We start from the raw sequence: 25,913 nt of genomic DNA on the forward strand, positions 1-25,913 counted from the left end.
ATTGTTAAGCAATAATAACCCTGAGTGGTCCAGCATTTAAGTAATTTTACATAATCAATTTACCATGCTTGCAGTAAATAAGGACAAACTGGTTCAGTTCTTTCGAAACATCCATTGGAAAGAATTATTGGCTGTTCTTTTCATCCTTGTCGGCATTTATTTTTTCCGCCAGGAAAGACATGAATTAAGTTCTATTATCCCATATATCGAACAAGCCAATAAAAACTGGCTGCTAGCCGGTTTTGCAATTACTTTGGTCTATATCATTTTGCAAACGGGGCTTTTTGTTTACAGTTTCAAATCAATACAATCTACCCTTCACTGGCTGCCTGCCGGCCAGCTTTTCCTGAAACGGAATTTTATAAGCACTTTCCTTCCTGGCGGTGGTATTACAGCATTTGCTTACCTGCCTTCAATGCTGCGCAAGGAAAATATCGAGCGCCATAAAGTTTTCCAGGGCGCTGGTATGCAGGGATTCATCGGCATTGCTTCTGTAATACTGGTAGGCTTACCCGTTATATTGTATACGATATTCCAGCAACAGCATATTAAAGGTGCAGTTTCAACACTTATTACCGTAATTATTCTTTTGGCTGTATTAATTTTTGCGCTGGCAACCTTTCGGAAAAAGGGCCGTTTGCACCAGGTTTTTGTTCGGTATTTCCCCCAGGCTGAAAAACACCTCGAAGACTTATTTTCATTTAACCTTGCATACAGGCCACTGGTAATCGCCATTCTGTTTTCCGTTGCCATTGAACTGGCAGGCATCCTTCACCTGTATATCGCCATGCGGGCAATAGGGGTTCAGCCTTCCTGGGAAGCGGCTTTCACGGGTTATATTATTTCTACACTGTTCCTGGTCATTTCACCCTTTTTAAAAGGTCTGGGTGCTGTTGAATTATCACTCACCTATATCCTGAAGCTGTATGGATTCACCACCATGGAGGCCCTTGAAATCACTTTACTATACCGGCTCTTCGAATTTTGGCTGCCCTTACTCGCCGGCTTCCTGGCATGGGCCTGGAAAGGCAGGCATTTGTTTTTGCGTTTACTCCCGCCTACCCTGATTTTCCTCCTGGGAATGGTCAACATTTTCTCTGTATTAACACCACCTGTAGCTTCCCGTATGCGGCTGCTGAGGGAATACCTGCCTTTGGGATCAATCCATGCTTCCAATTGGATGATCATATTAACCGGGCTTGTATTGTTGGTTACCGCGGCTTTTTTATTCCGCGGACTAAAAGGGGCCTGGTGGCTGGCTGTGCTGTTTTCTTCTTTGTCGCTTTTGGGACACCTTACGAAAGCGCTTGATTACGAAGAAGCAATCCTGGCATTTTGTATAGTCATTGTTTTGCTGCTCACAAGAAACCAATACAGGCAAAAAAGCAATTCAAAATTTATAAATATCGGGGTAGTTACAGCGTTGGCTACATTCGTAGTGGCACTTATCTTTGGCGCTATTGGATTTTATTACCTCGATAAAAGGAACTTCGGGATTGATTTCAGCTTTCAGCAATCTGTAAAATATGCCTTCAACAGTTTCCTCCTAATCGCAAACGACGACCTTGTGCCCATAACCAGGTTTGGCAATGAATTTATTGTATCCCTTAAAGTATTAGGATCCGGTGCCTGGATATTCCTGCTATACACGATCGTCCAGCCATTCATCCACCCCAAAGGAACGGGTCTGGAAGCGCGTGAAAAAGCAAAATTCCTGCTAAGCCAATACGGTAATTCACCAGTCGATTTTTTCAAGGTGGATGCTGATAAATTGCTGTTCATCTCAGACCATTATGAAGGTTTTGTAGCGTATAAAGTTGCTAATGGATTCGCTATCGTACTGGAAGAACCCGTATGTGCCGAATCTGATAAAACTTTAATACTGAATGAATTTGAAATACAATGCCGGAAAATGGGATTAAAACCCGCTTTTTACCGGATTGATGAAGAGAGCCTCTACTATTTTGATGAACTCAAAAAGAAAAAATTATTAATCGGGCAGGAAGGCATTATGTCCATAAAAGACTTCACACTGGAAGGAAAACAAAACAAGTCGCTGCGCAATGCATTAAACAGTTTAACAAAAAAAGGGTATACCCTGAAAATCCATACTGCGCCTTTGTCCGGCTCCCTGGTAAATGAACTGAAAGCCGTTTCCGATGCCTGGCTTACAGCTTACAATAAATCTGAAATCGTGTTTTCGCAGGGCATGTTTGATCCAAGGATAATCACCAACCAGGATATCATTGCCCTGCATGACAGCGATAATATGGTGGTGGCCTTCCTGAATATCATACCCGATTACACACCAGATGAATGCACGTATGACCTTATCCGTAAGACGGAAGATGCTCCCGGTGGCAGCATGGATGCCCTGTTGCTTAAATTGGCCGAATACGGAAAAGAAAAAGGCCTGAGTTACCTGAACCTCGGACTGGTTCCGATGTCTGGTATAACCCAGCCTGAGAATACCGCTGAAAGGGTGGTAAAATATGCCTATGAAAAAATCAAGCGGTTCCGTCATTACCAGGGCCTGCGGGAATTCAAGGAAAAATATGCTACCGAGTGGGTTAATAAATACCTGGTCTATGAAAATGACTTTGACCTGGTACAGCTTCCTGCCGCACTGAATAAAGTGATGCAACCTGAAAAAATGCCTGGCATATGAGGGGAACAGTCATTTCCATTTTATTGCTTGCCGGATTTACAGCATTTGCACAACCTGATTTTCCGGTTAAATACTATCCCGCTAAAGACACCCATAAACCTATTGTCTTTTACATCTCCGGGGATGGCGGATGGAATAATTTTTCCACAAAGCTGGCTTCCACCATCAATGCAAATGGCTTCAGGGTGGCCAGCCTTAACGCCAGGGATTATTTCTGGAATAAAAAAACTGCAGAGCAAACTGCACTCGACATAACCAACAACCTGCAAAAGGAATACGGTAACCTCCAAAATGAAAAAATCATTTTCATAGGTTATTCATTCGGTGCAGATGTATTGCCTTTCATTATTAATCAGCTGCAGCCAGGAATCCGTGAAAAAATAAGCGGACTGTTGCTTTTGGCGCCTTCTTCCTCTACAGATTTCGAAATACATGTATCCGATATCCTTGGATTTTCAAATTCCCGGAAACTCCAGGTGGCAGAGGCTATTAATGCCTTACAAATCCAGAAAACTGTAGCTGTATTCGGAGCAGATGATAAGAATTTCCCGTTGCAATCCATACACCTTAAGAATTTCACTGCCATTTCACTGCCTGGTGGTCATCATTTCGAGGGTAATACCGATGAATTGGCACAAATAATGTTTACAAATTTCTGACGCAGATTTTATGAAGCCGAAATATTTTCTTTTTTTTATTATCCTTCTGTCGCTTGTCCAGAATTGCCTGGCCCAGCAGGCACAGGATTCAAATTATATCCGGCCATTCACGAAATCAAACGACCTGGAATGGTATACCGGCAGGTACAATACTGTATTTAATTTCAAACCAAACAATAACGACAGTTATTTAAGTCACCATGATTTAAAAGCGAATACAAGTGCTTATATAGGAATGCATATCGATTACAAATGGTTAGCAGTGGATGTTTCTACCAGCCTGCCCAGGACCTTTGTTGACAACAATATCAAAGGGCGCAAGGCGCATAGCCTGCAATTAAGTAAAACAGGGTCAAAGCTCAGGATTGAAGGTTTATATGAAAAATACAATGCGCTTGTCATGCCCATCAGCAGGAGGCACCAGGAATACCAGGTGTTCAATAACTTTGGTTATGCTAATTATTCTGCGCAACTGACCTACATTTTTAATTCAAAACGGTTTTCATTACCCGCCGCAATAAATTATGGGGAGCAGCAGGTAAAATCAGCAGGCAGCTTCCTGTTCAATTTCAACCCAACAATACACCAGTTTGCCCAAAACAATAACCCGGGCCTCAAATTAACCCCATCCGACAGCCTGTTGAATCATGCAATTTCGAATCATTCCGGCTGGATGAATACTTTCTTCAATGGCGGCTATACGTACAACTTCGTTTGGAACAAAGGGCACTGGAGCCTTAACCCCTGGATAATGGGTGGTTTGGGTGTTCAGAAAGAACTCGCGGATGAAACAAAAAATTCAGGCAAACTGACGTACAATTTCCGTGGAATGATAAGCAGCGGCTACAATGGCACACTGTTTTATATTTACCTGAATACCCTTTATAATAAAACGGAAAGCAGGTTACCTGCGTCAAAACTAACGGTAAGGAACAGTGATACTTATTTAACGATGGGTTATCGTTTTGGGAATGCACCGCACAAAATTATGGGCCTGCTATAAAAGGTGGTTCTCCGTGTCCCTTAATTAAAATAGCCTGAAACTTTCCTATCTTCAATAAGCTTCACTATTCTAATTTCAAGTACATGAAACAAGCCATTATTCTGCTGCTGTTTTCTTGCATCATCAGCATTAGCACCTATTCACAAACCGATAGTATTGCTTTCTATAAGAAAACATCTGCCATGATCCCCATGCGGGACGGTAAAAAATTATTTACGGTTATACTTAGTCCGGTTAACCCGAAACAAAAAGTACCCATTTTGATACAGCGTACCCCATACGGCGCTGACATCCCTATTCCTGATGACACTGTTTTTCAAACACGCCTGATGGGGTCTGTTTATCCAATGGCTAAAGAAGGGTACATTTTTGTATTCCAGGATATCCGTGGCAAATACAAAAGTGAAGGCGATATGCAAATCCACCAGCCACTCACCCATGAAAAAGTGAAAGGAGCAATTGATGAAAGCACCGACACATGGGATGCTGTAGACTGGCTGGTCAAAAACCTGGCAGACAACAATGGGAAAGCTGGTATTTATGGTATTTCTTATCCAGGCTGGTTAGCCCTGGTGGGATCCGTAGATCCGCACCCCGCCTTAAAAGCCGCATCTGAACAGGCCTGCATGGGTGACCTGTTTTTAGGCGATGACTTTCACCACAACGGTGCTTTCCGTTTGAGTTATGGTATGGAATATTCTTATGAAGTGGAATTTGATAAAACGACCGACAGTAATTTTCCATTCCCCCAGTATGATCTGTACGATTGGTACCTTAAGCTGGGGCCGCTTAAAAATGTTAATGGTGTTTACTTCAGGAATAAGATCCCAACCTGGAATAGTTTTGTAGCACATCCAAACTATGATGCATACTGGTCAAAAAACTCCCCGCTGGATTATATCCGTTACCCGCAGATTCCGCAATTACATGTTGGCGGTTACTTCGACCAGGAAGACATTAATGGGCCGCAACTGATGTATAGCCACATGGAAAAGAAAGATTCCAATAACCGGAACTTCATCGTGCTTGGTCCATGGAACCACGGCCAGTGGGGCGGAAGCAAGGCCGACAGCCTGGGTAAAATTTCCTTTGGCAGCAATACCGGCGAATGGTTTCGCAACCTCCAGAAGCAATGGTTTGATTATTGGCTGAAAGGAATTGGCAACGGACAATTTGCAGAAGCCAACTGTTTCCAGACCGGCAGCAATAAATGGCAGCAGTATGCTACCTGGCCACCAAAACAAGCTGTCATTAAAAAATTGTATGCCGGCGCGGGAAATACTGCATCATTCAATAAACCGGGTTCAACAGGCTCCTTTACGAGCTATACCAGTGATCCGGCCAAACCTGTACCCTATCGTACACTGCCCATTGAAGCGACTTACGGCCCTGGAAGCCGCTGGAGACAATGGCAGGTAGAAGACCAGCGTTTTGTATATACCCGGCCGGATGTAGTGAGCTTTGTTATGGATTCCCTTAAGGAGGATCTTACAGTAACGGGTAAAATTTTGGCGCATTTATTTGCAAGCACCTCCGGAACTGACGCAGACTGGGTGGTAAAACTTATTGATGTATACCCGGATTTTGATCCTGAAAATTTAGCCATGAGCGGTTACCAGTTACCGGTAGCCATGGAAGTATTCAGGGGAAGGTTCAGGAAAAGTTTTGCAAAGCCTGCCCCGCTGACCCCGGGAAAGCCCGAAGAATTTGTGATTGACCTCCACGACATTAACCACCGGTTCAGGAAAGGCCACCGCATCATGATCCAGGTTCAAAGCAGTTGGTTCCCCATAATTGACCGCAATCCGCAAAAATATGTCCCGAATATTTTCGAAGCCAATGCCACCGACTATATCAAAGCGGAACAGCATATTTACCATTCTGCGCAATACCCGACTTATATTGAGTTGCCGGTAATGAGGGATTAACTGCGTATACCCTGATTATGGTATTGGTTGGCTGATGGTCATAAGGTGGTTAGGTGGAGGTAATGAGCAACACGTAGGAAGACGTAGGATAACGTAGGATGACGTAGGATGGCAAATTCAAAATGTTTATAAATTGTACACATGGCGCGTGTAACAAATAACCTGTTAATGACCGGTGCCCAGGGAGCCGTGGGCAAACAGATCGTATACAAAGAGATCAACGGAAAGAGCTTTGTAGCGCAATACCCTGATATGAGCCATGTGCAATATAATGATGCACAAAAAGAATACCAGAAATTATTTGGACTGGCATCGGCCTATGCCAGTGGGGTCATTAAAGATCCGGAGCGCAATGCAGCCTACGAAAAGAAGATCCGCAACGATAAAAGACTACGCGGAAAAAGCGTCTACCACACTGCACTTCAGGCCTACATGGCAAAGCACAGCTATAAACTGTCCAGCGCACAACAGCATAAAATCCTGCAATATTACCTGGATAAGTTCCTGCTGACGGTGCCACAGGCAACCGCCCTCGCCTACCTGGTTGCCCAGCAAAAATTATCCAATGCCATTTACCAGGAGATCAATAAAGTGTCAAAAGCTACGGCTACCCGCCACTTGCAGGACATGATGAGCCAGGGCATTATCAGCTTCCAGGCAAAGGGCGCCGGTGCCATCTATAGCCTGGCGCATCCCTATCCTGAAGACCCCAATACACCCGGCAAGAATAATATTGACCTGATTTAATTGGCTCAGAAATAAAAATAATTGGCTCATTCTTAATTATAATTGGCTCATTTAGGTATATAATGGGCTCACTACCGTAATTCAGCTAATATTTATTGTTTTTCAATAATTATTTATTATATTTGACTTGTTAATGCCAAAACAAGCAATTATGGAAATTAAAATCACAACCGGGCAGATCTTAAACGTATTGGCTGTGCTGTCCTGGATCATCTTCATCGGTGTCTGTATCGAGGCCGGCGGTTTCATCTCCAATACCGTTTATACTATGGTGATCAACCCGAAGGGGGCCTCCAATTTTTGGGAAGGCAACGACCTGTCTCCCCTATACAATTTCGACCGCGGCTATTTTTTAGTACAGACCTCGATCATGTGCATCGTAGCCATGATGCGGGCAACGATCTTCTACCTGATCATCAAAATGCTGCAGGACAAAAAACTAAATATGTCACAGCCTTTCAACAAGGACGTGTTGCGTGTGATCCTCAACATCGCTTACCTGGCTTTAGGCATTGGCTTATTCTCCTGGTGGGGTGTGAAACATGCAGCCTGGTTTACGCAGCAGGGTGTGAAAATGCCCGATATACAATACCTGCGTTTAGGAGGCGCTGATGTATGGCTATTTATGGGCGTTACCCTGATTGTGATTGCCCAGGTATTCAGGCGCGGCATTGAAATACAAACCGAAAACGAATTAACTGTATAACCTATGCCAATCATTGTAAATCTTGATGTAATGATGGCTAAGCGTAAAATGTCGCTGAATGAACTTTCAGACAAAGTAGGTTTGACATTATCCAACCTGTCTATACTCAAAACCGGCAAAGCAAAAGCGATCCGGTTTAGTACGCTCGAAGCAATATGCAAAGTGCTGGATTGCCAGCCTGCCGATATCCTGGAATACAAAAAGGAGGAATAGTCCGATTTTACTACCTGGCTTAAACGAAAAAAACGCAATTTCTTTCCGGAACTGCGTTTTCATTGATTTATTGCGGAGAGTAAGGGATTCGAACCCTTGATACCCTTTAGAGGTATACACACTTTCCAGGCGTGCTCCTTCAACCACTCGGACAACTCTCCAATTTCCTGTTTTTACCCGGCGGGTAAAAACGGGTCGCAAATATAGTGAAATCAGGCATTGGTCAACTCACCACGCAAAGAAGTTTCCAATAATTCACGGAGGCGGCTTCGTGAAAGTTTCTGTGCAAGCAGGAACATCAGCTTCGCCAATGCGGCTTCGAAAGTCATATCATATCCGCTTACCACACCCATTTCCTTCAGCTGTACACTGGTTTCATAGCGCCCCAGCTCAACGGCACCACCATCACATTGCGTAATGTCTACAATGACCAACCCCCTTTTGATTCCTTTACGCAAACTATCCGTAAACCAGCTTGCCGTTGTTGTATTGCCGCTACCAAAAGTTTCGAGGATTACAGCCTTAATGCCCCTGGTTTCCAATACAGCATCAACCGTTGCCTGGGTTATTCCCGGAAACACTTTCAGCACCGCCACAGCAGGATCCAGCTTCCGGTGCACTTTCAATGGCTTTTCAGGATGTTTTAAAATAAACTGCCGCTGGTATTTGATGCTGATGCCTGCTTCTGCCAGGGGCGGGTAATTCATTGAATAGAATGCTTCAAATTTCTCGGCATTGTATTTCTTGGACCGGTTTCCCCGGAAAAGCTGGTAATCAAAATATATACAGACCTCTGGCACCAGGGCCTTCCCACCCTTACGGGCTGCAGCTATTTCCAACGCGGTGATAATATTCTCCTTCGCATCTGTACGGATTTCCCCGATGGGTAACTGCGAACCGGTTAAAACCACTGGCTTCGACAGGTTTTCCAATAAAAAACTGAGGGCCGATGCTGTAAAGGCCATGGTATCTGACCCATGTAAAATCACAAACCCATCGTAGGCGGCATATTTCTTCCCGATAATCCCCGCAAGTTCCACCCAGATATCGGGATGCATATTGGATGAATCCATCGGTGGATTAAATGCATGCACTTCCACTTCGAAACCGAGTTTAACGATTTCTGGAATATTGTCCCGGATCTCCTTGAAACCAATGGGTTTCAGGGCGCCCGTAGCTGCATCCATTACCATCCCTACAGTACCGCCGGTATAAATAATCAGGATGCGGGTTTTTGCTGATTTTGGGGTGGAATTGGTCATGGAAAGGTAGATTTAAAGAGTTTCCGTGCATTGGAGGTGGTTATTTCCGCAACCTCTTCTGGTGATACCGAAAAAATTTCGGCCAGTTTGGCAACCACATAGGACAAATAACTGCTTTCATTCCTTTTGCCCCTGAAAGGTACGGGCGTCAGGTATGGTGCATCGGTCTCCAGTACAAGATGATCGAGGCCAAGTTTTTCCAATACAGCAGGTAAACCGGCATTTTTATAGGTTAGTACACCCCCGATACCCAGGTAAAAACCGGCTTTAACAACCTCTTTAGCCAATTCATAACTGCCACTAAAACAATGAAATACCCCCGAAAGCCGGCCATCCTGTGCCTCCTTAACCAACTCAATACATTCCTGGGTTGAATTCCTTGAATGGATCACAATAGGCAGTTCATATTGCCTGGCAAGGGCGATCTGTTCCCGGAATGCTATGTATTGCTGCTCCTCAAAGGTCCGGTCCCAGTAAAAATCCAGCCCGATCTCTCCCACTGCCGCAAATGGCCTTTTGGCCAGCCAATCCTTTACCAACTGCAGTTCATCAAGGTAATTTTCCTTCACGTAACAGGGATGTAATCCCATCATTGCCAGGCACTTATCTGGAAATTTAGCTTCCAGCTCCAGCATCGGCAGGTGCTCACTGCTATCGATAGCCGGCAGGTAGATACGGTCAACCCCGGCTTTGTCGGCCCGGTCAAGTACTGCAGATATATCTTCCCTGAATTCTTCCAGGTACAGGTGGGCATGGGTATCAATAAGGATCATTTAACAAAGGTCTGCAAAATTTAAACCTCTTTTAAACGTTTGTTATCCTTGTCAGTCATAGATCAGCACATCATTAAAAACCACAAATCACCACTTATGAAAATGACAGTTCCAACAGGCCGCATTGCGACCGCACTGATCATAACCTCTGGATTATTCCTGGCCTCCTGCTCGAAAAACAATGAGCAATCTACCCAAACTGCCCAGCAAAACCTGTCCCAGGCTACCCTTCAGGCAGATGCCGATGGAGAAACGGCCTTCGATGACGTTTTCAATAATGTAATGGGCGTTAATACCACCGTTGGAATTGGTGGAACCGGCGTATTTACCCCGGCCAACAGCAACCAGCCCGGTCCACTGGACCCGGTTCCCCCGCCTTGTTTCAATGTTTCTGTTGAATTCCTGGCATTGCCCGATACTTTCCCGGTTAAAGTTACCATCGACTTTGGTACTGGTTGTACCGGAAAAGATGGCCGTACCCGCAAAGGAAAGATTATAACCGTCTATTCAGGCCTCCTGATTAAGCCAGGAAGTGTTGCTGAAACAACTTTCGACAATTATTATGTGAACGATATTAAAGTAGAAGGAACACACCGTATCGAAAATAAAAGCACTTCAGACCAACTGACCTTTGAAACTAAGGTAATTGATGGAAAGATAACCCACCTTAACGGAGACTATGCCAACTGGAACCGCGTTCGCACCATTACCCAGGTTGATGGATGGGGTACACCAAGGTTGCCAGGCGATGACGTTTTCAATATTGTTGGAAACGGCAGTGGCACAGTTCACAAAGGAACCCAGGTAGCCACCTGGACCAGCACCAATATCGAACCATTGGTGAAGAACTTCGATTGTCATTGGATCGTTAAAGGTAAACAGGCGATCCAGCGAAACGATGGTCCTCAGGGCATTCTGGACTTTGGTAATGGCGACTGTGACAATAAAGCCACAATCACGGTAAATGGGGTTTCCGCAGAAATTACTTTGAAGTAATTAAAAAAATAAATTACCTTTAAATCAGTTTTCATAGGGTACGGATTAAAAACGGGCCAGGGTTTCTACCCAGGCCCAACTTTTTTTATAGGGGTCCCCAAATATCTAATGACAGATTTGCATAATTTATTACCCCTTGTTTCACCTCCAACTATTCATGCTAAGTTGTTCGAATGTGAATCCTGCGGCTGAAAAATGCGCCAGGGTCTTCGGTAAAACTTCCCGCAAACGATCCCAGGCCTTCTCACTATCATGGAATAAAACTATAGATCCGGGTTGTACATTTTTGCATACAATCTCCCAGCAATCTGATGGGGATTTTTGCCGGTCAAAATCACCACTTAAAACTGTCCACATGACTATTTCCCATCCGGCATTCGACAAAGCTTTTCCCTGGAACCTGCTTAATTTTCCATAAGGTGGCCTGAATAATTTACTGTCTATATATTCACCCGCCTGTGCTATATCATTAAAATATTCATCATCTGAAGTCTTCCATCCATTTCTGTGGTGCATGGTATGGTTGCCAATAGCATGTCCGCTGTTTAATATTTTTTCATATACAGCCGGATATTCACGAACATTTTTACCAATGCAAAAAAATGTAGCCCTGGCCTTGTATAGCGCTAATTGCTCTAACACAAAAGGGGTAATGGTGGGATGGGGTCCGTCATCAAAACTGAGATAGATTTTTTTTTCACGTGCAGGCACGTTCCAGCGCCAGGACGGATACAAAAACCGCAATACAGCATTCGCAGTAGACCAGTAAATCATAATCCAAAGCTATAACTATCTTTGCGCCTATGTCAAAGAAAGTCCGCGTTCGTTTTGCACCCTCTCCAACCGGTGGCCTCCACCTGGGCGGCGTGCGCACAGTCTTATACAACTTTTTATTTGCCCGCCATAATGGCGGTGATTTTGTATTGCGAATTGAGGACACAGACCAAAACCGCTTTGTAGCCGGTGCGGAAGAATATATTTTCGAATGCCTGGCATGGTGTGGTATGAAACCAGATGAAAGTCCCGTTGCAGGCGGCCCCTATGGCCCATATCGCCAAAGTGAAAGAAAAAGCAGTTACCGTGAGTATGCGGAGAAACTGGTGGCAGGCGGGCATGCCTATTATGCCTTTGACACAACTGCGGAACTGGAGGAAATGCGGACCATTTACAAAACAGAACAGAATCCCTCACCGCAATACGACCACCAGCTGCGAATGAAAATGCGCAACTCCCTGACACTTGGTGAAGATGAAGTAACCCGGCTGATAAGCAGTGGGGTGCCTTATGTGATCAGGATCAAAATGCCTGAGCAGGAAACCGTGCATTTTTCCGATATGATCAGGGGCGAAGTGAGTTTCAATACATCAACTGTTGATGATAAAGTGTTGCTGAAACACGATGGCATGCCTACTTATCACCTGGCTGTTGTTGTGGATGATTACGCCATGAAAATTACCCATGCATTCAGGGGGGAAGAATGGCTGCCCAGCGCACCCGTGCATATATTATTATGGAAATACCTGGGCTGGATGGATGACATGCCGCAATGGGCACATCTTCCGTTGATTTTAAAACCCGATGGAAACGGGAAACTCAGCAAGCGCGATGGTGATCGCCTCGGCTTCCCGGTATTTGCCATGAACTGGACTGATCCGCGAACAAATGATTTCACCCAGGGCTTTCGGGAAAGGGGATTTTTACCGGAAGCTTTCGTGAATATGCTGGCCATGCTCGGCTGGAATGATGGAAGCGGACAGGAAATCCTTTCCATGGATGAACTGATCCAGCGCTTTTCCATCGATCGTGTCCATAAAGGCGGGGCCAAATTTGATTTTGAAAAAGCAAAGTGGTTCAACCAGGAATGGATTAAGAAATCCACACCTGAACGACTCAAGAATGATGTAAAAGCGATCCTGGAAAAAAATGGAATTGTGGTTAGTGATGACAACTACCTGCTTTCCGTAATTGGCATGGTGAAAGAACGCTGCACTCTTTTACCTGATTTTACAGAGCAATCAAAATTCTTTTTCCAGACGCCGGAAATAATTGACACTGAAAGCATCAGGCCAAAATGGAATATGGATAAATCCGTTTTTTTTAAGGAAATACAACCTGTACTGGCAGGACTTCAGGATTACAGTGCTGCATCCATTGAAACCGCCTTTAAAGACCTGGCAACAGCCAGAAGTATTAAAATGGGTGAATTGCAATTACCCTTCCGCATCATGCTGGTTGGTGGAAAATTCGGACCTGCAGTATTTGATATCGCAGCTACAATTGGTAAAGAGGAAACCTTGCTCAGGATCAACCGTGCCCTGGAACAGTTAGCCTGACAAAATATTACTTTTCGCAAAAGCAGTTTCCATGGCGGTAACACTTGCCTGACCCGACTTGCAGAAATGAAAAGCCTGTTCAGCAGGTAGCCAAACTCCCCTATCTTTACGGCGCTATATGCATACAATAAATCGTCCAATAAGGGTACTCGTCGCCAAAGTTGGCCTTGATGGCCATGACCGGGGCGCCAAAGTCATTGCAACTGCGCTGCGGGATGCCGGAATGGAAGTTATTTATACCGGCCTGCGACAAACGCCCGAAATGGTCGTGAATGCAGCATTGCAGGAAGATGTGGATGCCATTGGCATTAGTATTTTAAGTGGCGCGCACATGACCGTATTTCCCAGGATTATAGCGCTTATGAAAGAGAAGAAAATGGATGATGTATTGCTGACCGGTGGTGGAATTATTCCTGAAGATGATATGGTAACCCTTAATAAATCGGGCGTCGGAAAACTGTTTGCACCCGGAACGCCTACACCGGAAATTGCCGCTTACATTACAGACTGGGTGAAATCGCACAGAAATTTTTAGCTATATGATCAACCCTCCGCAACGGATTTCTTTTGTAACCCTTGGGGTTAGTGACCTCACTGCATCAAAAAAATTTTACACGGAAAAATTCGGATGGCATCCCCTCGAAAACGATTCTGAAGGCATCGTTTTTTTTCAGATGAATGGTCTCATACTTTCCCTTTTTCCAGATTCAGAATTAGCTGCCGATGCCGGGATAATCAACAATGGCGCCGGCTTCAAACGATTTACACTCGCCATCAATTGCTATTCTGAACAGGAAGTAAATGATATATTCTCTTCCTTAAAAGAAAAAGGGGTGGAAATTGTTAAGCCGCCGGAAAAAGCCTTCTGGGGCGGCTACAGCGGATATGTAAAAGACAATGACAACAACCTGTGGGAATTTGCCTACAACCCTTTTATAGCACTTGACAATTCCGGCAATATAACTTCACCCGGCGGGTGAAAACTTCAAAGACCAATAACATTTCAATGTATACAACAATACTTACCAGCCTGCAGGAGCAAATCCTGACGATTACCATCAACCGCCCCGATAAACTCAACGCACTCAATAAAACGGTTATTGAAGAACTTGGGCAAATTATGGTTAGCGTTTATACAGATGATACTATTAAAGCCGCCATCATTACCGGGGCCGGGCCTAAAAGTTTTGTGGCCGGGGCCGATATCAGCGAATTCCTTGAACTTGATGGCAGCGGCGGCCAGGGACTGGCAAAAAAAGGCCAGGACCTCGTGTTCAATAAAATTGAAAACTGTCCCAAGCCCATTATTGCAGCCGTAAATGGATTTGCCCTTGGTGGTGGCTGTGAACTGGCTATGGCCTGCCACTTCAGGCTGGCATCCGAATCTGCAAAATTCGGCCAACCCGAAGTGAACCTGGGACTTGTTCCGGGATATGGAGGCACTCAAAGGCTTACCCAATTAGTGGGTAAAGGAAAAGCAATGGAATTGATGATGACCGGAGCTATAATCGATGCAACCGAAGCAAAATCACTCGGTTTAGTGAATCATGTCACTTCCCCGGATGAGTTACTGCCAAAAACAACCCAGCTGCTCAAAACAATAATCAGTAAAGCACCGCTTGCTATCGCAAAAATCATTTCCTTAACTAACCTTGCAGCAATCGGGCATCCCGACGGATTAGAACTTGAAGTGGCCGCATTCGGTGAATTGTTCGATTCAGCAGATGCCAAAGAAGGCGCCAGGGCATTCCTGGAAAAAAGACCCGCATCCTTTAAGGGGATTTAAAATTGCATACGCCAAAAAACACCAAATAAATAACTTTGAATCATGGAATACAGAATAGAAAAAGATACAATGGGGGAAGTAAAAGTACCCGCTGATGCGTTTTATGGTGCCCAAACCCAACGCAGTATTGATAATTTCAAAATTGCGCAGGATACCAATAAAATGCCGAAGGAAATCATCCGTGCATTTGCTTATCTCAAAAAAGCAGCGGCGCTCACCAACCTGGATGCCGGAGTACTCCCGAAAGAAAAGTCAGATATGATTGGCCGTGTTTGTGACGAAATCCTGGATGGCAAGCTCGATGCTTATTTCCCGCTGGTGGTATGGCAAACGGGGTCAGGCACGCAAAGCAATATGAATGTAAACGAAGTGGTGGCTTACCGCGGACATGTGCTTAATGGCGGCCAACTGGGCGACAAGGAAAAATTCCTGCATCCAAATGATGATGTCAACAAATCACAATCCTCGAATGATACTTTTCCAACAGCTATGCATATTGCAGCCTATAAAATGCTGGTGGAAGTCACCATTCCCGGCATTGAAAAACTGCGCAACACGCTGGCCGAAAAAAGCCTGCAATATATGCATGTGGTGAAAATAGGCCGCACGCACTTTATGGATGCCACCCCGCTTACCGTGGGACAGGAATTCAGCGGATATGTATCACAGTTGGACCACGGACTTAAAGCAATTAAAAATACTTTAGCCCACCTGTCAGAACTGGCCCTGGGCGGAACTGCTGTAGGAACAGGAATTAATACCCCCGAAAATTATTCGGAAAATGTAGCCCGCCATATTGCCCAACTTACCGGCCTGCCCTTCATAACCGCTGAAAATAAGTTTGAAGCCCTCGCAGCACATGATGCCATCGTTGAAGCCCACGGTGCACTCAAAACAGTTGCTGTAAGCCTTATGAAAATTGCCAATGATATCCGGATGCTTTCCAGCGGACCCCGTTCTGGTATCGGCGAATTATTCATACCCGATAACGAGCCCGGTTCATCAATAATGCCTGGTAAGGTAAACCCGACACAATGCGAGGCCATTACGATGATTGCCGCGCAGGTAATGGGAAATGACGTTTCCATCAATATCGGGGGCGCTAACGGTCATTTTGAGCTGAACGTGTTCAAACCCATGATGATCTACAATTTCCTGCACAGTGCCCGCCTGATTGGTGAAGGCTGTGTTAGCTTCAACGACAAATGCGCTGTCGGCATCGAACCTATCGAAGCCAATATTAAAAAACATGTAGACAATTCACTGATGCTGGTTACCGCCCTGAATACAAAGATCGGTTACTACAAAGCGGCTGAAATAGCCCAGAAAGCCCACAAAGAAGGAACCACTTTAAAGGAAATGGCCACCAGGTTAGGTTATCTCACCGGCGAAGAATTTGACCAGTGGGTAATTCCAGGAAAAATGGTCGGAAAAATATAAGCCAGCCAGAAAGTAAGACTGAATTCTATAATAAAGCCTCCGGAAAACCGGGGGCTTTATTCATTGGTCTAAGATTTACCCAGATTCATCTAAAATACTTGCAGCTGGCAATACATTATAGCAATTTTACGTTTAAGATCAGCTTTTTGTAAGGAAAAGCACTTAGTTAGATATCCTTTCGAAAATATTAGTACCAAGCTATGAATAAATTTTACCACCTGAAATCGGTAGGTTCTTTGCGGTACTGGCTCTGTTTCTTAATATTTTTTTATACAACAGCAGCCATTGCCCAGCCAAAGAATGGCTACTCCTACGTAAATATCACCAAACAGACAGTGGGCGGAACAGTAGAACCCGGTGATGTGCTGGAAATCAGGTACAGCGTACATTTCCCATGGGGATTTAACTCCCCGGCAAAAAAAGTATACAAGGTTCGTTATTATGATAATGTGCCGACTAATACATCCATGAATACGGCCGCAACTGACCGCCTTAAGATTATTACTAATGAAGGATTACCCTTATTCCAATATACCCTTGGCCTAGATGCAGATGCGGGCAACTACATCCCCACAGCAGTAGCGCCTGCATACCAGGTGAGGATAAATATCGGTGGCGCTATAGGTGGACTTGCCGGATCAGCACCTGATAATTCACCAACCACAACAACTGGTGGTGGCACTCTCGATTTATCCGGTTCCGGAACCGGTGACCTGCCAAGATGGTGGACCGGTAACCTTTTCTCCACCGCTTTCAGGGTAACGGTGACCGGTACTTATGGCCAGACGATCACAATGGGCGGAGGCCGGTTGTACTACTCAACTGCATCATCTGGTGGACTAACTACCTTTATGGCTGTACCTACTTATACCATCATGATTGCAAAAAATGACGCGCTTTGTGATAATAAAGTAGGGACAAACTTTGCAGCAGAATCAGGTGGCACATTCGGAAACGCGATTGGACTCAACAGGTCAACCGGCCTGGCTGTCCCTATGCCAACTTATACCTATATAAATAATGTAAGCGCATCCCAGGCGGTTAATGATGGTAGTTATGCTATAGTAAATAACACCAGTCCTGTTTCAAGCACCAATACCAATTCCCAGCATGTTCCCAATTGTACATCATCTAATCCTGCCGATTATTGCAACAACAGGATGTTTAATGGCCAATGGGATATTATTGGTGACCATACCGGCCAGACAACCGGTGCAAGTAATGCGCCCCCGAGTGCAACAACTGCGGGCGGTTACATGCTGATGGTAAACGCCGATTATGTAACCTCTGAAGCCTTCAAGCAAACCATTACCGGCCTTTGTCCGAATACTACTTATGAGTTTTCGGCCTGGGTGAAAAATATCTGTTCTACCTGCGGATCTGACAAAAACCTTACCGCAACAAATCTTCCAGGCGTATTGCCTAACCTGACATTTGTCCTGGATGGCATAGATCGCTATAGCACAGGTGAAGTTGCCTACAGCGGCAATTGGGTGAAGAAAGGATTCTCATTTACTACCGGTGCCACACAATCTTCCGTTGTGTTCTCCATCAGGAATAACGCACAGGGTGGCGGTGGCAACGACTGGGTAATGGATGATATCTCGATAGCAACCTGTCAGCCTAACCTGATCATGAAACCTTATGGAAATGCCACAGTTTGTTATGGTAATCCGGTGACCTTCTCTGCAGACGTCCAAAGCATATTCAACAATTACACCAATTGGCGTTGGGAAAAAAGTAATGACAACGGAACCACCTGGGTGAATGAAACCTCAGGTGCAGGAACCCCCGTACTGTCATCAGGCCAATACACATACACCGTTAACCACCCTTCATTTATTGGAGACAGCGCCGCGCACGGTGATATTATCAGGCTAAGGGTGGCAACAACTGCTGCCAACCTGGATGACAACAACTGCTCATTCCTGGCAAGCACACAGGTAGTAATACTGGTCAACAATTGCCAATGGGTACTGAACTCGGATATCACGCAGTTCAAAGCGCAACCTGTTAACGCGGGAGTATCACTGCGATGGGCAACCGTAAATGAAACAGCAGGCCTGAAATACCTGATCGAAAAAAGCACTGACCAGCGTAACTGGAAAAAACTAATAGAAGTAGGTGCTAAAGTTACCGGTGGAGCAAATAACTATACCGAACTGGACCCGGGTACCCTTAGGCAAACGACCTATTACCGGATCAGCATGGTGTTCCAGGACAAGAATAAGTACGCTCACCAGATCATGGTTCAACCAAATACCGGAATTCCAACGGCACTGGCAATAAATACCATCCTGAATCCGTTCTCTAGCAGTTTACCATTCGAATTGGTTTCCCCGGATAATGGCGAAGTGAATATTGCATTGTTTGACCTTTATGGCAAACCGCAGAAACAACTGGCCTGGAAAGTTCAAAGGGGAATTAACCGGATTGCATTGGGTGAAACAGGTTCCCTGTCATCTGGAAATTATATCCTGATGGTGAGGTACAATGATCAGATTGTCCAGAAAAAAGTATTGAAAATTAACCAATAAAATAAGTCTCATGTTCTGTTTTGGTCCGTTCCTTATATTGCTTTGACGACCAATATCCACCGAAAAACCAAAAAGGCTTGGTTTAAAAGGAAATGTTGTCAATTTCGAATATAGGGTTTAGCGCCCCGCCTTTCCAGGCGGGGCCATTTTTATTCAGCCATCAATAAAAAAGTTGTTGTTTACGATACCTGCACATTATCGTTTACCCGCGAATTTGTTTCAATTGACTTTGGTTCTTCATTATTTTCCTCCTTCATAAATCGCTTTTGGAAAAGCAGTAAAGCGATCACACCAACTGAAATAGATGCATCGGCAAGATTAAAAACCGGACTAAAAAATTCAAATTCATCACCGCCAACCAGGGGGAACCAACCAGGGTAAGTTGACCTGATTAGTGGGAAATAAAACATGTCCACTACTTTACCATGCAAAAATCCGGCATAGCCTTTCTGTGGAAAAATATTTGCAACGGAAGTGTAGGTGCTGTTATCGAAAATCAGGCCGTAAAACATGCTGTCAATCAGGTTGCCAAGGGCTCCCGCAAAAATCAGCCCCACACATATTATAAAACCGGGATGATGCTTTTTCCGTAAAATTTCCCGGATATACCAAACACCAAAAATAACTGCCACCATCCTGAAAAGCGTAAGTGCCATCTTCCCCATGTTTCCACCAAATTTCCAGCCCCAGGCCATCCCTTCATTCTCAACAAAATAGATCTGGCACCATTCAGATTTCTCGCCAAATGGCCTTATCCCCTTATCATACGGCGTTTCCATAATATGGGTCTGATCCCAGTGGTAACTGAGTGGCATATGGGTCTTTACCCAAATCTTAATCACCTGGTCTGCTATTAATATCAGCAGAATCAAAAAAATAACATTTCTCGCCTTTGCCATAATAATTTATAGAGGGACAAAGATAGCCGTTGCGGCGATTCTAGTCCTGGTAATAAATTCTTTTTACTCTTTGGGAAATACCTGTAAGTATCTCATAAGGTATTGTCCCTGCCCATTCTGCGACAGCCGATACTGGCAGCCCCTTCCCGAAAACAATCACTTCATCGCCTTCTTTAACCCCGTCTATTCCGGTAATATCGATCATGGTCATATCCATGCAAATACTGCCAATTACCGGCGCCAACTGTTTACCCACCAACATCTTTCCTGTTCCATTACCCAATTTACGCGGATACCCGTCTGCATAACCGATCCTGACTGTTGCTATTACAGATGGCCTGGTTATTATTCCCTTGCGGCTATAACCAACGGTTTCGCCCGGCAGCAACTTTTTAATCTGGGCAATTGTAGTCTTCAAAGTAGATACTTCTTCCAGCCTGATGCGGTCGCCATGGGCAGGGTCAATTCCGTACAATCCAATGCCTAACCTCACCATATCAAATTGCCATTGGGGAAAACGGAAAATTGCTGCAGTATTACCTATATGTCGCAGGAAACCAGTTGCCAGGATGATTTCCGCCTTACTGCAAAATGAGGTAAACCGTTCCACCTGTTGCCTGGTAAATGCATCATGTGCCGCATCTTCACTGGCAGCAAGGTGGCTGAAGATAGACTGCACCTTAAACTGCTGCAATTGTAACAGGTCCAGTAATTCAGGCATATCGTCAGCAGAAAATCCCAAACGGTTCATGCCGGTTTCAATTTCAATATGAACCGGGTATTCGGGGATTCCTTCCTGCCTGGTAAAAAAAGCAAATTTTTTATACAACTGCAGGGAATATAAAACAGGTTCAAGATTATACTCCACCAATGCATTAAAGCCATTTGGCGCTGCATTCATAACCATCACCGGCAGGTGGATGCCTGCTTTGCGTAAAGCAACCCCTTCATCAGTGTAGGCTACAGCCAGGTAATCTACCCCATGGAACTGCAATAGGTTGGCAATTTCAAAACTGCCACTCCCGTATGAAAATGCCTTAACCATGGCCATAAGCTTTGTTCCAGGCCGCAATATTTGCTGGTACTGCTTCAGGTTGGCCAGCATGGTATTCAGGTTGATCTCAAGCACGGTCTGGTGCACCTGCATTTCCAAAAGTGCAGCAAGGTTCTCAAAGGCAAATTTCCTTGCTCCCTTCACCAGTATAGTTTCCTCTGAAAAAACCAGTTCGTCAAAATGCTGTTCAAATTCTTCCGTTGAAAGGAACGACTTTACTTCAATCTGCTGGTCCGAAAAGTCACCCACATGCTGGCTGATCTCTGTTCCAATTGCCACAAGGCGGTCTACGCCATGAAGCTTCAGCATACCTGCAATATGACGGTATAATTGTCCGGCAGAAATTGCAGTCTGGGGAATATCGGAAAGGATGACGGTTTTCTTACGGTGTTGTTTTTGCTGTGATAAAAAGTCCAGTGCAATAACCAACGAACTCAGGTCAGCGGAATAGCTGTCATTAATAACCGAACAGTGATTAATACCTTCCTTTAATTCAAGCCGCATGGCAACGCTTCTCAATTGTGCTATACGGTCAACAATATGCTCAGTTTCCGTACCAATCCAAAGCAGCACAGCACAACAGGTAAGTGCATTCTCAATTGACGCTTCATCGGCAAACGGGATAACCAGGTCAAAAGAATTTTCACCGGATTGTATATTGCAAATCGTGTGCCCTTCGTGTTTATCTTTAATCAGCACAACCATTGTTGCATCATTCCCGAAACCCCAACTGAACAACTTTTGGTTGACCCGGGCATTACCGGCAATAAACTCATCAACAATTCCATTATCGCGTTTGTAAATTATAACTTCTGACTCGTCAAAGAGTTGCCATTTTTCGGCAAGCTTTTCGGCCATTGAATTAAATCCGTCACTATGGGCCAGGCCCAAATTGGTAAAAACGCCAATATTTGGCCGTATAATATTTGCAAGGGCCTTCATCTCTCCTTTCATGGAAATACCTGCCTCGAAAATACCCAGCTGGTGCCGTTGCTCCATCAGCCATACACTAAGGGGTACACCTATCTGCGAATTGTAGCTTCTCGGACTTCTCACTACAGTGAAATCAGGTTCAAGCAATTGGTTTAACCATTCTTTTACAATGGTTTTTCCATTGCTGCCGGTGATACCTATAACGGGTATGCTAAACCGCCCCCTGTGTGATGCGGCAAGTTTTTGTAATGCATCAAGGGTATTATTTACCATTAGCAGGTTTGCACCTGGCAAGCCAGAAGGATCAATAGTTTCACTGATTACAAAATGCCTTACCCCCTGCTGGTACAACCTCGGAATAAATTGATGGCCGTTTCGGTTACTGCTTTGCAATGCAAAAAAAATAGTGTCACCGGGAAATAAGAGCTTCCTGCTATCAATCAGCAAATGGGAAACGATTCCCCCTGTACCCTGCTGCAACCAGGAGGCATTTATTATTTCGGCGATATCGGCAATGGTATATTTCACTATTAATGCAAATCCCGGTCCATGTTGCCAGGTTGATCAATTCCGGTACGGCCGGCAATACTAATTGAGTATACCACAGAAGCTGATATACACAGGACAATTACCAGCAACGATACGAATACCGGTATTTTGATTTCAAAATATTCCACCAGCATCTTAAGTCCGATAAATACAAGCACTACCGCAATACCCTGCTGCAGGTAGGCAAATTTATTTACTGCCCCTTTCAACAGGAAAAACAGTGACCTTAACCCCAGAACCGCAAATATATTTGAGGTATATATGACCATCCTGTGCTGCGAAATGGCAAATACGGCAGGAATAGAATCCAGGGCAAAGACGATATCTGTTGTAGCCAGCATAATGATAACCACAAATAAAACAGTGTAATACCGTTTACCTCCATCGACAATACTATACTTTCCATTGCCATCATGCGATACCAGTGGAAGAATCCGTTGAATAAACCGGTAAACTTTATTTTCAGACAGGTTTATTTCTTCATCATTTTTTGCCGTAAACATTTTTACACCTGTGTACAGGAGCAGCGCGCCAAATATATACAGTAACCAATGGAAGCGTTCAATAAGCACTATACCAATGGAAATGAAAATGACCCTTAAAAATATAGCCATTAATATACCAATGAGCAAGACCCTGGGTACATATTCTTCTTTAACCCCAAAGAATGAAAAGATAAGGATGAAAACGAATATATTGTCTATACTCAGTGACCATTCCATCAGGTAGGCACTGAGGTATTCCAATGCTATATTCTTACCATCTTCCAGCCACATAAATACGAAAAAGGAAAGCGCCAGTAAAATCCAGAATACTGTTTGGATCAGCGCTTTTTTTAAGGTAACCTGGGCAGTTTTCTTACTCAGCAATCCAAGGTCGAAAACCAGTGCGATCACTAATACTATTCCAAAAACCAGGTATGTTATTTGTTCGGGTGTCATGATTTCTTTTGATAACGCCTTTTCCTTGACCATTGGTAGGCCAGCCCAAAAGCAAGGATGATTACAATTGGCAACACTATGTTAATCATCTGCCACTTTGTTTTTCCCTCCTCCAGTTTTTTCTTATCTAACAATCGGAGGGTATAGTCCTTGCTGCGGGTTTCCAGGATGCCTGATTCATCAACGAGGTACTCAATACAATTCTCTATGAATTCGCGGTTCGCATACTGGTATTTGGTGTAGGCATTCATCCCCATCGGAAGAGGGCCTTCCTTTTCAGTAACTGCATTCATGGCAATGTCGCCATCAGCGATCACAATCATTTTATTGGGTACAGAAACCGTATTGATGGGCTGCCCTGCATTTTCCCAGGCCTGCTTTTGTTCCGCCGATAAGCGATTGGCGTACAATGATGGAAAATTGCCTTCCAGCAAAACTGCAACAGGTATAGCACCGGCATTGAACCTTCGAAGGTCATCTTCCGACCGGATACTTTGCCAACTTACTTTTGCCGGCGTTGCAAGGATTCGTGATTCGGGAGAAGTTGCCAGCAGGACGGTTTTATGTATACCCTTTGCTTCAACAGTATCAATAGAATTGGGAAATTGTGATAAAACATAATCCAGGTTTTTGGCAATGGGGTGTCCGCTATAATTTGTCAGCAACGGGAAATAGGGCCATGGCAATACCTGGATCTGAGGCTTGCCACCCATAGATCCCACAACAGAAGGGATCTTATCTGCATTCAGGTCCTGCACAAGGTCCTGGTTTATGCGCACACCATATTTAAACAACAGGTCTTCAATTTTCAATCCCCTGTCAAATGCGATGAATTCATTCTGGACCCTTTGAAGGCTATCCATTTCAGCATACAGGTTATCAATCATCCAAATGATCTTGCCACCCTGCATTACATATTGGTCAAGTTTCAGTTTCTGCTCTTCTGAAAAGGGTGTAACAGGTTTCGCTATCACCATGGCCTTAAATACCGGTGGTATGATAGCAACACTATCTATCGGCAATATGCGAAATGCGTAGTTCTTTTTGAGGATGTGTTCAATAAGGTCAAATACCTGGTAGGATACCGGCTCGCCATTCCCTGCAAGATAGCCCAGCATTGGCAGGGTATCCACCTGCAATTGCCTGATAGCATTGGCAAACTTGTATTCCAGCAATGCCTCTGCTTTATTCAAAGATTCAAGCCCGCCTTCAGAACTCACCCCCTGAAGCAGGTCAACAGCGGTTGTGCGGCCCTTGAGGCTAATCACCGCCCCCGGGAAAACCAACCTTTCTTCCTTGCCCTCGCCCTCTTTCGTTTGTGCTTTAATGTTTGTTGGCCTTAACCCTAGCTGGCTCAGGGAATCATACAAATTATTCTTTGCCGTATCGTTCATGCCTTCCCCTGGCTTTATGAAGCGGAAGCGCAAATTGGACTTACCGACCGACTTGAATTCTTCCAGGAGGTCATTGGTGCTGGCCGACAATTTCCGGAAGCCTGCGGGCATTTCACCACTCAGCAAAACATCAATGGTAACCGGTTCCCGGAGGCCAGACAGCAATTGCCGTGTTGGTTTTGAAAGGGTATATCGCCCCTCTGCCGTAAGGTCTGCGCGCAAAGGCCAAAATCCGGCCAGCCAGTTCAACAGGACCAATCCTGCCAGTAACAATACCCAATAATACTTTGATTGCAGTAAATTCTTCATAGGCAGCCTTAGCGAACGGCAATTTTTCTGTTGGTGATGAATAAAAAGAACAGGATGATGCTGCCGAAATAAACAATGTCGCGGCTATCCACAACGCCCCTGCTGATACTTTTATAATGGAAGTCGATACCCAGCATTTCGAGTAAGTAATCAGCCCTGCCCTGCAAAACCGGAATTTTACTCACCGCATCAAAACCGGTATACAATAGAAAACACATGAATGCACTTACAAGGAATGCCACCACACTATTTGCAGAAAGGCTGCTGCACCAGGTACCAATCGCTGTAAAAACAGCCGCCAGTAAAAACAAGCCAATATATGAACCGATAGTGCCGCCAACATCAATCCCTTTATCAACAGCTAATGCCTGCACACTGATGCCATAAATTAATGTAGGCAGCAATGCTATAACTATAATAGAGAATGCACCCAGGTATTTACCTGTAACCAATTGGGCCGGGGTAACAGGACGGGTCTTCAGGATCTCAAAAGTGCCGGTCTTGAATTCATCAGACCAGCTGCGCATTGTAACTGCCGGTACAAGGAACAATAAGATCCAGGGTGCCAGCTCAAAGAATTTATCAAGGCTCGCATACCCATAATCCAGAATACTTGAGTCGGGGAAAACAAATAAAAATAATCCGTTAAGCAAAAGGAAAACCACAATAGCTACCAATCCTGTTAGGCTGCCAAAAAACTGTCGGAACTCTTTTTTACAGATTGACCACATAAATTCAAAAATAAGTTATCTCGCAATGCGTCCTGCAGAATCAATTATTTTG

The 25,913-nt window shown here is 44.6% G+C and carries 22 protein-coding genes and 1 tRNA gene; 14 read left to right on the plus strand and 9 right to left on the minus strand.

The features are described 5' to 3' along the window. Window positions 1–64: 64 nt before the first annotated feature. From LAQ65_RS15125 to LAQ65_RS15155, 7 genes are all read left to right on the plus strand, one after another. Window positions 65–2,668 carry a phosphatidylglycerol lysyltransferase domain-containing protein gene (locus LAQ65_RS15125; RefSeq protein ID WP_224117834.1) on the plus strand — a complete coding sequence of 868 codons (2,604 nt, stop codon included), beginning with the start codon at window positions 65–67 and terminating at the stop codon, window positions 2,666–2,668. Continuing rightward, on the plus strand, window positions 2,665–3,327 hold the full coding sequence (locus tag LAQ65_RS15130; protein WP_224117835.1) for a virulence factor: 663 nt from the start codon (window positions 2,665–2,667) through the stop codon (window positions 3,325–3,327). The genes LAQ65_RS15125 and LAQ65_RS15130 overlap by 4 nt, the downstream gene beginning before the upstream one ends. A 10-nt stretch (window positions 3,328–3,337) precedes the next feature. Continuing rightward, complete coding sequence (locus LAQ65_RS15135; RefSeq protein ID WP_224117836.1) at window positions 3,338–4,330, plus strand: DUF4421 family protein; 993 nt, start codon at window positions 3,338–3,340, stop codon at window positions 4,328–4,330. Between the two features lie 83 nt (window positions 4,331–4,413). Continuing rightward, window positions 4,414–6,258 carry a CocE/NonD family hydrolase gene (locus LAQ65_RS15140; RefSeq protein ID WP_224117837.1) on the plus strand — a complete coding sequence of 615 codons (1,845 nt, stop codon included), beginning with the start codon at window positions 4,414–4,416 and terminating at the stop codon, window positions 6,256–6,258. 141 nt (window positions 6,259–6,399) lie between these two features. Then, the gene (locus LAQ65_RS15145) at window positions 6,400–7,005 is read left to right on the plus strand and encodes a hypothetical protein (RefSeq protein ID WP_224117838.1); all 606 of its coding nucleotides are present in this window, start codon (window positions 6,400–6,402) and stop codon (window positions 7,003–7,005) included. Between the two features lie 151 nt (window positions 7,006–7,156). Next, a complete protein-coding gene (locus tag LAQ65_RS15150) occupies window positions 7,157–7,711 on the plus strand; it encodes a DUF2975 domain-containing protein (RefSeq protein ID WP_224117839.1) in 555 nt (184 codons plus the stop codon). A 3-nt stretch (window positions 7,712–7,714) separates the two neighbouring features. Continuing rightward, window positions 7,715–7,924 (plus strand): helix-turn-helix domain-containing protein, encoded by a 210-nt coding sequence (locus LAQ65_RS15155; protein ID WP_224117840.1) that lies wholly within the window; start codon window positions 7,715–7,717, stop codon window positions 7,922–7,924. A 73-nt stretch (window positions 7,925–7,997) separates the two neighbouring features. Here the strand turns inward: LAQ65_RS15155 and LAQ65_RS15160 are convergent. From LAQ65_RS15160 to LAQ65_RS15170, 3 genes are all read right to left on the minus strand, one after another. Continuing rightward, window positions 7,998–8,085, minus strand: a tRNA-Ser gene (locus tag LAQ65_RS15160). A 51-nt stretch (window positions 8,086–8,136) separates the two neighbouring features. Beyond that, window positions 8,137–9,186 (minus strand): asparaginase, encoded by a 1,050-nt coding sequence (locus LAQ65_RS15165; RefSeq protein WP_224117841.1) that lies wholly within the window; start codon window positions 9,184–9,186, stop codon window positions 8,137–8,139. Further along, on the minus strand, window positions 9,183–9,959 hold the full coding sequence (locus tag LAQ65_RS15170; RefSeq protein ID WP_224117842.1) for a TatD family hydrolase: 777 nt from the start codon (window positions 9,957–9,959) through the stop codon (window positions 9,183–9,185). The genes LAQ65_RS15165 and LAQ65_RS15170 overlap by 4 nt, the downstream gene beginning before the upstream one ends. Before the next feature lie 96 nt (window positions 9,960–10,055). On the opposite strand from LAQ65_RS15170, the gene LAQ65_RS15175 reads away from it, so the two are divergent. Beyond that, window positions 10,056–10,955 (plus strand): hypothetical protein, encoded by a 900-nt coding sequence (locus LAQ65_RS15175; RefSeq protein ID WP_224117843.1) that lies wholly within the window; start codon window positions 10,056–10,058, stop codon window positions 10,953–10,955. Between the two features lie 141 nt (window positions 10,956–11,096). Here the strand turns inward: LAQ65_RS15175 and LAQ65_RS15180 are convergent, their stop codons facing one another. Then, on the minus strand, window positions 11,097–11,729 hold the full coding sequence (locus LAQ65_RS15180) for a polysaccharide deacetylase family protein (RefSeq protein WP_224117844.1): 633 nt from the start codon (window positions 11,727–11,729) through the stop codon (window positions 11,097–11,099). A 29-nt stretch (window positions 11,730–11,758) separates the two neighbouring features. Between LAQ65_RS15180 and gltX the strand changes: the two genes are divergently transcribed. From gltX to LAQ65_RS15210, 6 genes are all read left to right on the plus strand, one after another. Beyond that, entirely contained in the window at window positions 11,759–13,288 is a 1,530-nt protein-coding gene (gene gltX / locus LAQ65_RS15185; protein ID WP_224117845.1) for a glutamate--tRNA ligase, read from the plus strand. A 118-nt stretch (window positions 13,289–13,406) separates the two neighbouring features. Then, the gene (locus LAQ65_RS15190) at window positions 13,407–13,823 is read left to right on the plus strand and encodes a cobalamin B12-binding domain-containing protein (RefSeq protein WP_224117846.1); all 417 of its coding nucleotides are present in this window, start codon (window positions 13,407–13,409) and stop codon (window positions 13,821–13,823) included. Between the two features lie 4 nt (window positions 13,824–13,827). Then, window positions 13,828–14,268, plus strand: coding sequence for a VOC family protein (locus LAQ65_RS15195; RefSeq protein WP_224117847.1), 441 nt, complete (start codon window positions 13,828–13,830; stop codon window positions 14,266–14,268). Between the two features lie 26 nt (window positions 14,269–14,294). Next, a complete protein-coding gene (locus tag LAQ65_RS15200) occupies window positions 14,295–15,074 on the plus strand; it encodes an enoyl-CoA hydratase/isomerase family protein (RefSeq protein ID WP_224117848.1) in 780 nt (259 codons plus the stop codon). Between the two features lie 42 nt (window positions 15,075–15,116). After that, entirely contained in the window at window positions 15,117–16,514 is a 1,398-nt protein-coding gene (fumC, locus tag LAQ65_RS15205) for a class II fumarate hydratase (protein ID WP_224117849.1), read from the plus strand. Window positions 16,515–16,714: 200 nt separating this feature from the next. Then, on the plus strand, window positions 16,715–19,051 hold the full coding sequence (locus tag LAQ65_RS15210) for a T9SS type A sorting domain-containing protein (protein WP_224117850.1): 2,337 nt from the start codon (window positions 16,715–16,717) through the stop codon (window positions 19,049–19,051). 179 nt (window positions 19,052–19,230) lie between these two features. On the opposite strand, the gene LAQ65_RS15215 is transcribed toward LAQ65_RS15210, so the two are convergent. The 5 genes from LAQ65_RS15215 to gldF are packed head-to-tail and all read right to left on the minus strand — an operon-like array spanning window position 19,231 to window position 25,861. Further along, window positions 19,231–19,950 carry a lipoprotein signal peptidase gene (locus tag LAQ65_RS15215; protein WP_224117851.1) on the minus strand — a complete coding sequence of 240 codons (720 nt, stop codon included), beginning with the start codon at window positions 19,948–19,950 and terminating at the stop codon, window positions 19,231–19,233. Between the two features lie 40 nt (window positions 19,951–19,990). Beyond that, entirely contained in the window at window positions 19,991–22,465 is a 2,475-nt protein-coding gene (locus tag LAQ65_RS15220; RefSeq protein ID WP_224117852.1) for a bifunctional UDP-N-acetylmuramoyl-tripeptide:D-alanyl-D-alanine ligase/alanine racemase, read from the minus strand. A 2-nt stretch (window positions 22,466–22,467) separates the two neighbouring features. Continuing rightward, complete coding sequence (locus tag LAQ65_RS15225; protein ID WP_224117853.1) at window positions 22,468–23,427, minus strand: TerC/Alx family metal homeostasis membrane protein; 960 nt, start codon at window positions 23,425–23,427, stop codon at window positions 22,468–22,470. Next, window positions 23,424–25,130, minus strand: a complete 1,707-nt coding sequence (gene gldG, locus LAQ65_RS15230; protein WP_224117854.1) for a gliding motility-associated ABC transporter substrate-binding protein GldG — start codon at window positions 25,128–25,130, stop codon at window positions 23,424–23,426. Before gldG ends, LAQ65_RS15225 begins: the two co-directional genes overlap by 4 nt. A gap of 8 nt (window positions 25,131–25,138) precedes the next feature. Next, window positions 25,139–25,861: a gliding motility-associated ABC transporter permease subunit GldF gene (gene gldF, locus LAQ65_RS15235; protein ID WP_224117855.1), complete on the minus strand. Its 723-nt coding sequence runs from the start codon at window positions 25,859–25,861 to the stop codon at window positions 25,139–25,141. Window positions 25,862–25,913 lie beyond the last annotated feature (52 nt).

Source organism: Flavihumibacter profundi, assembly GCF_020076305.1.
GTDB classification, from domain to species: domain Bacteria; phylum Bacteroidota; class Bacteroidia; order Chitinophagales; family Chitinophagaceae; genus Flavihumibacter; species Flavihumibacter profundi.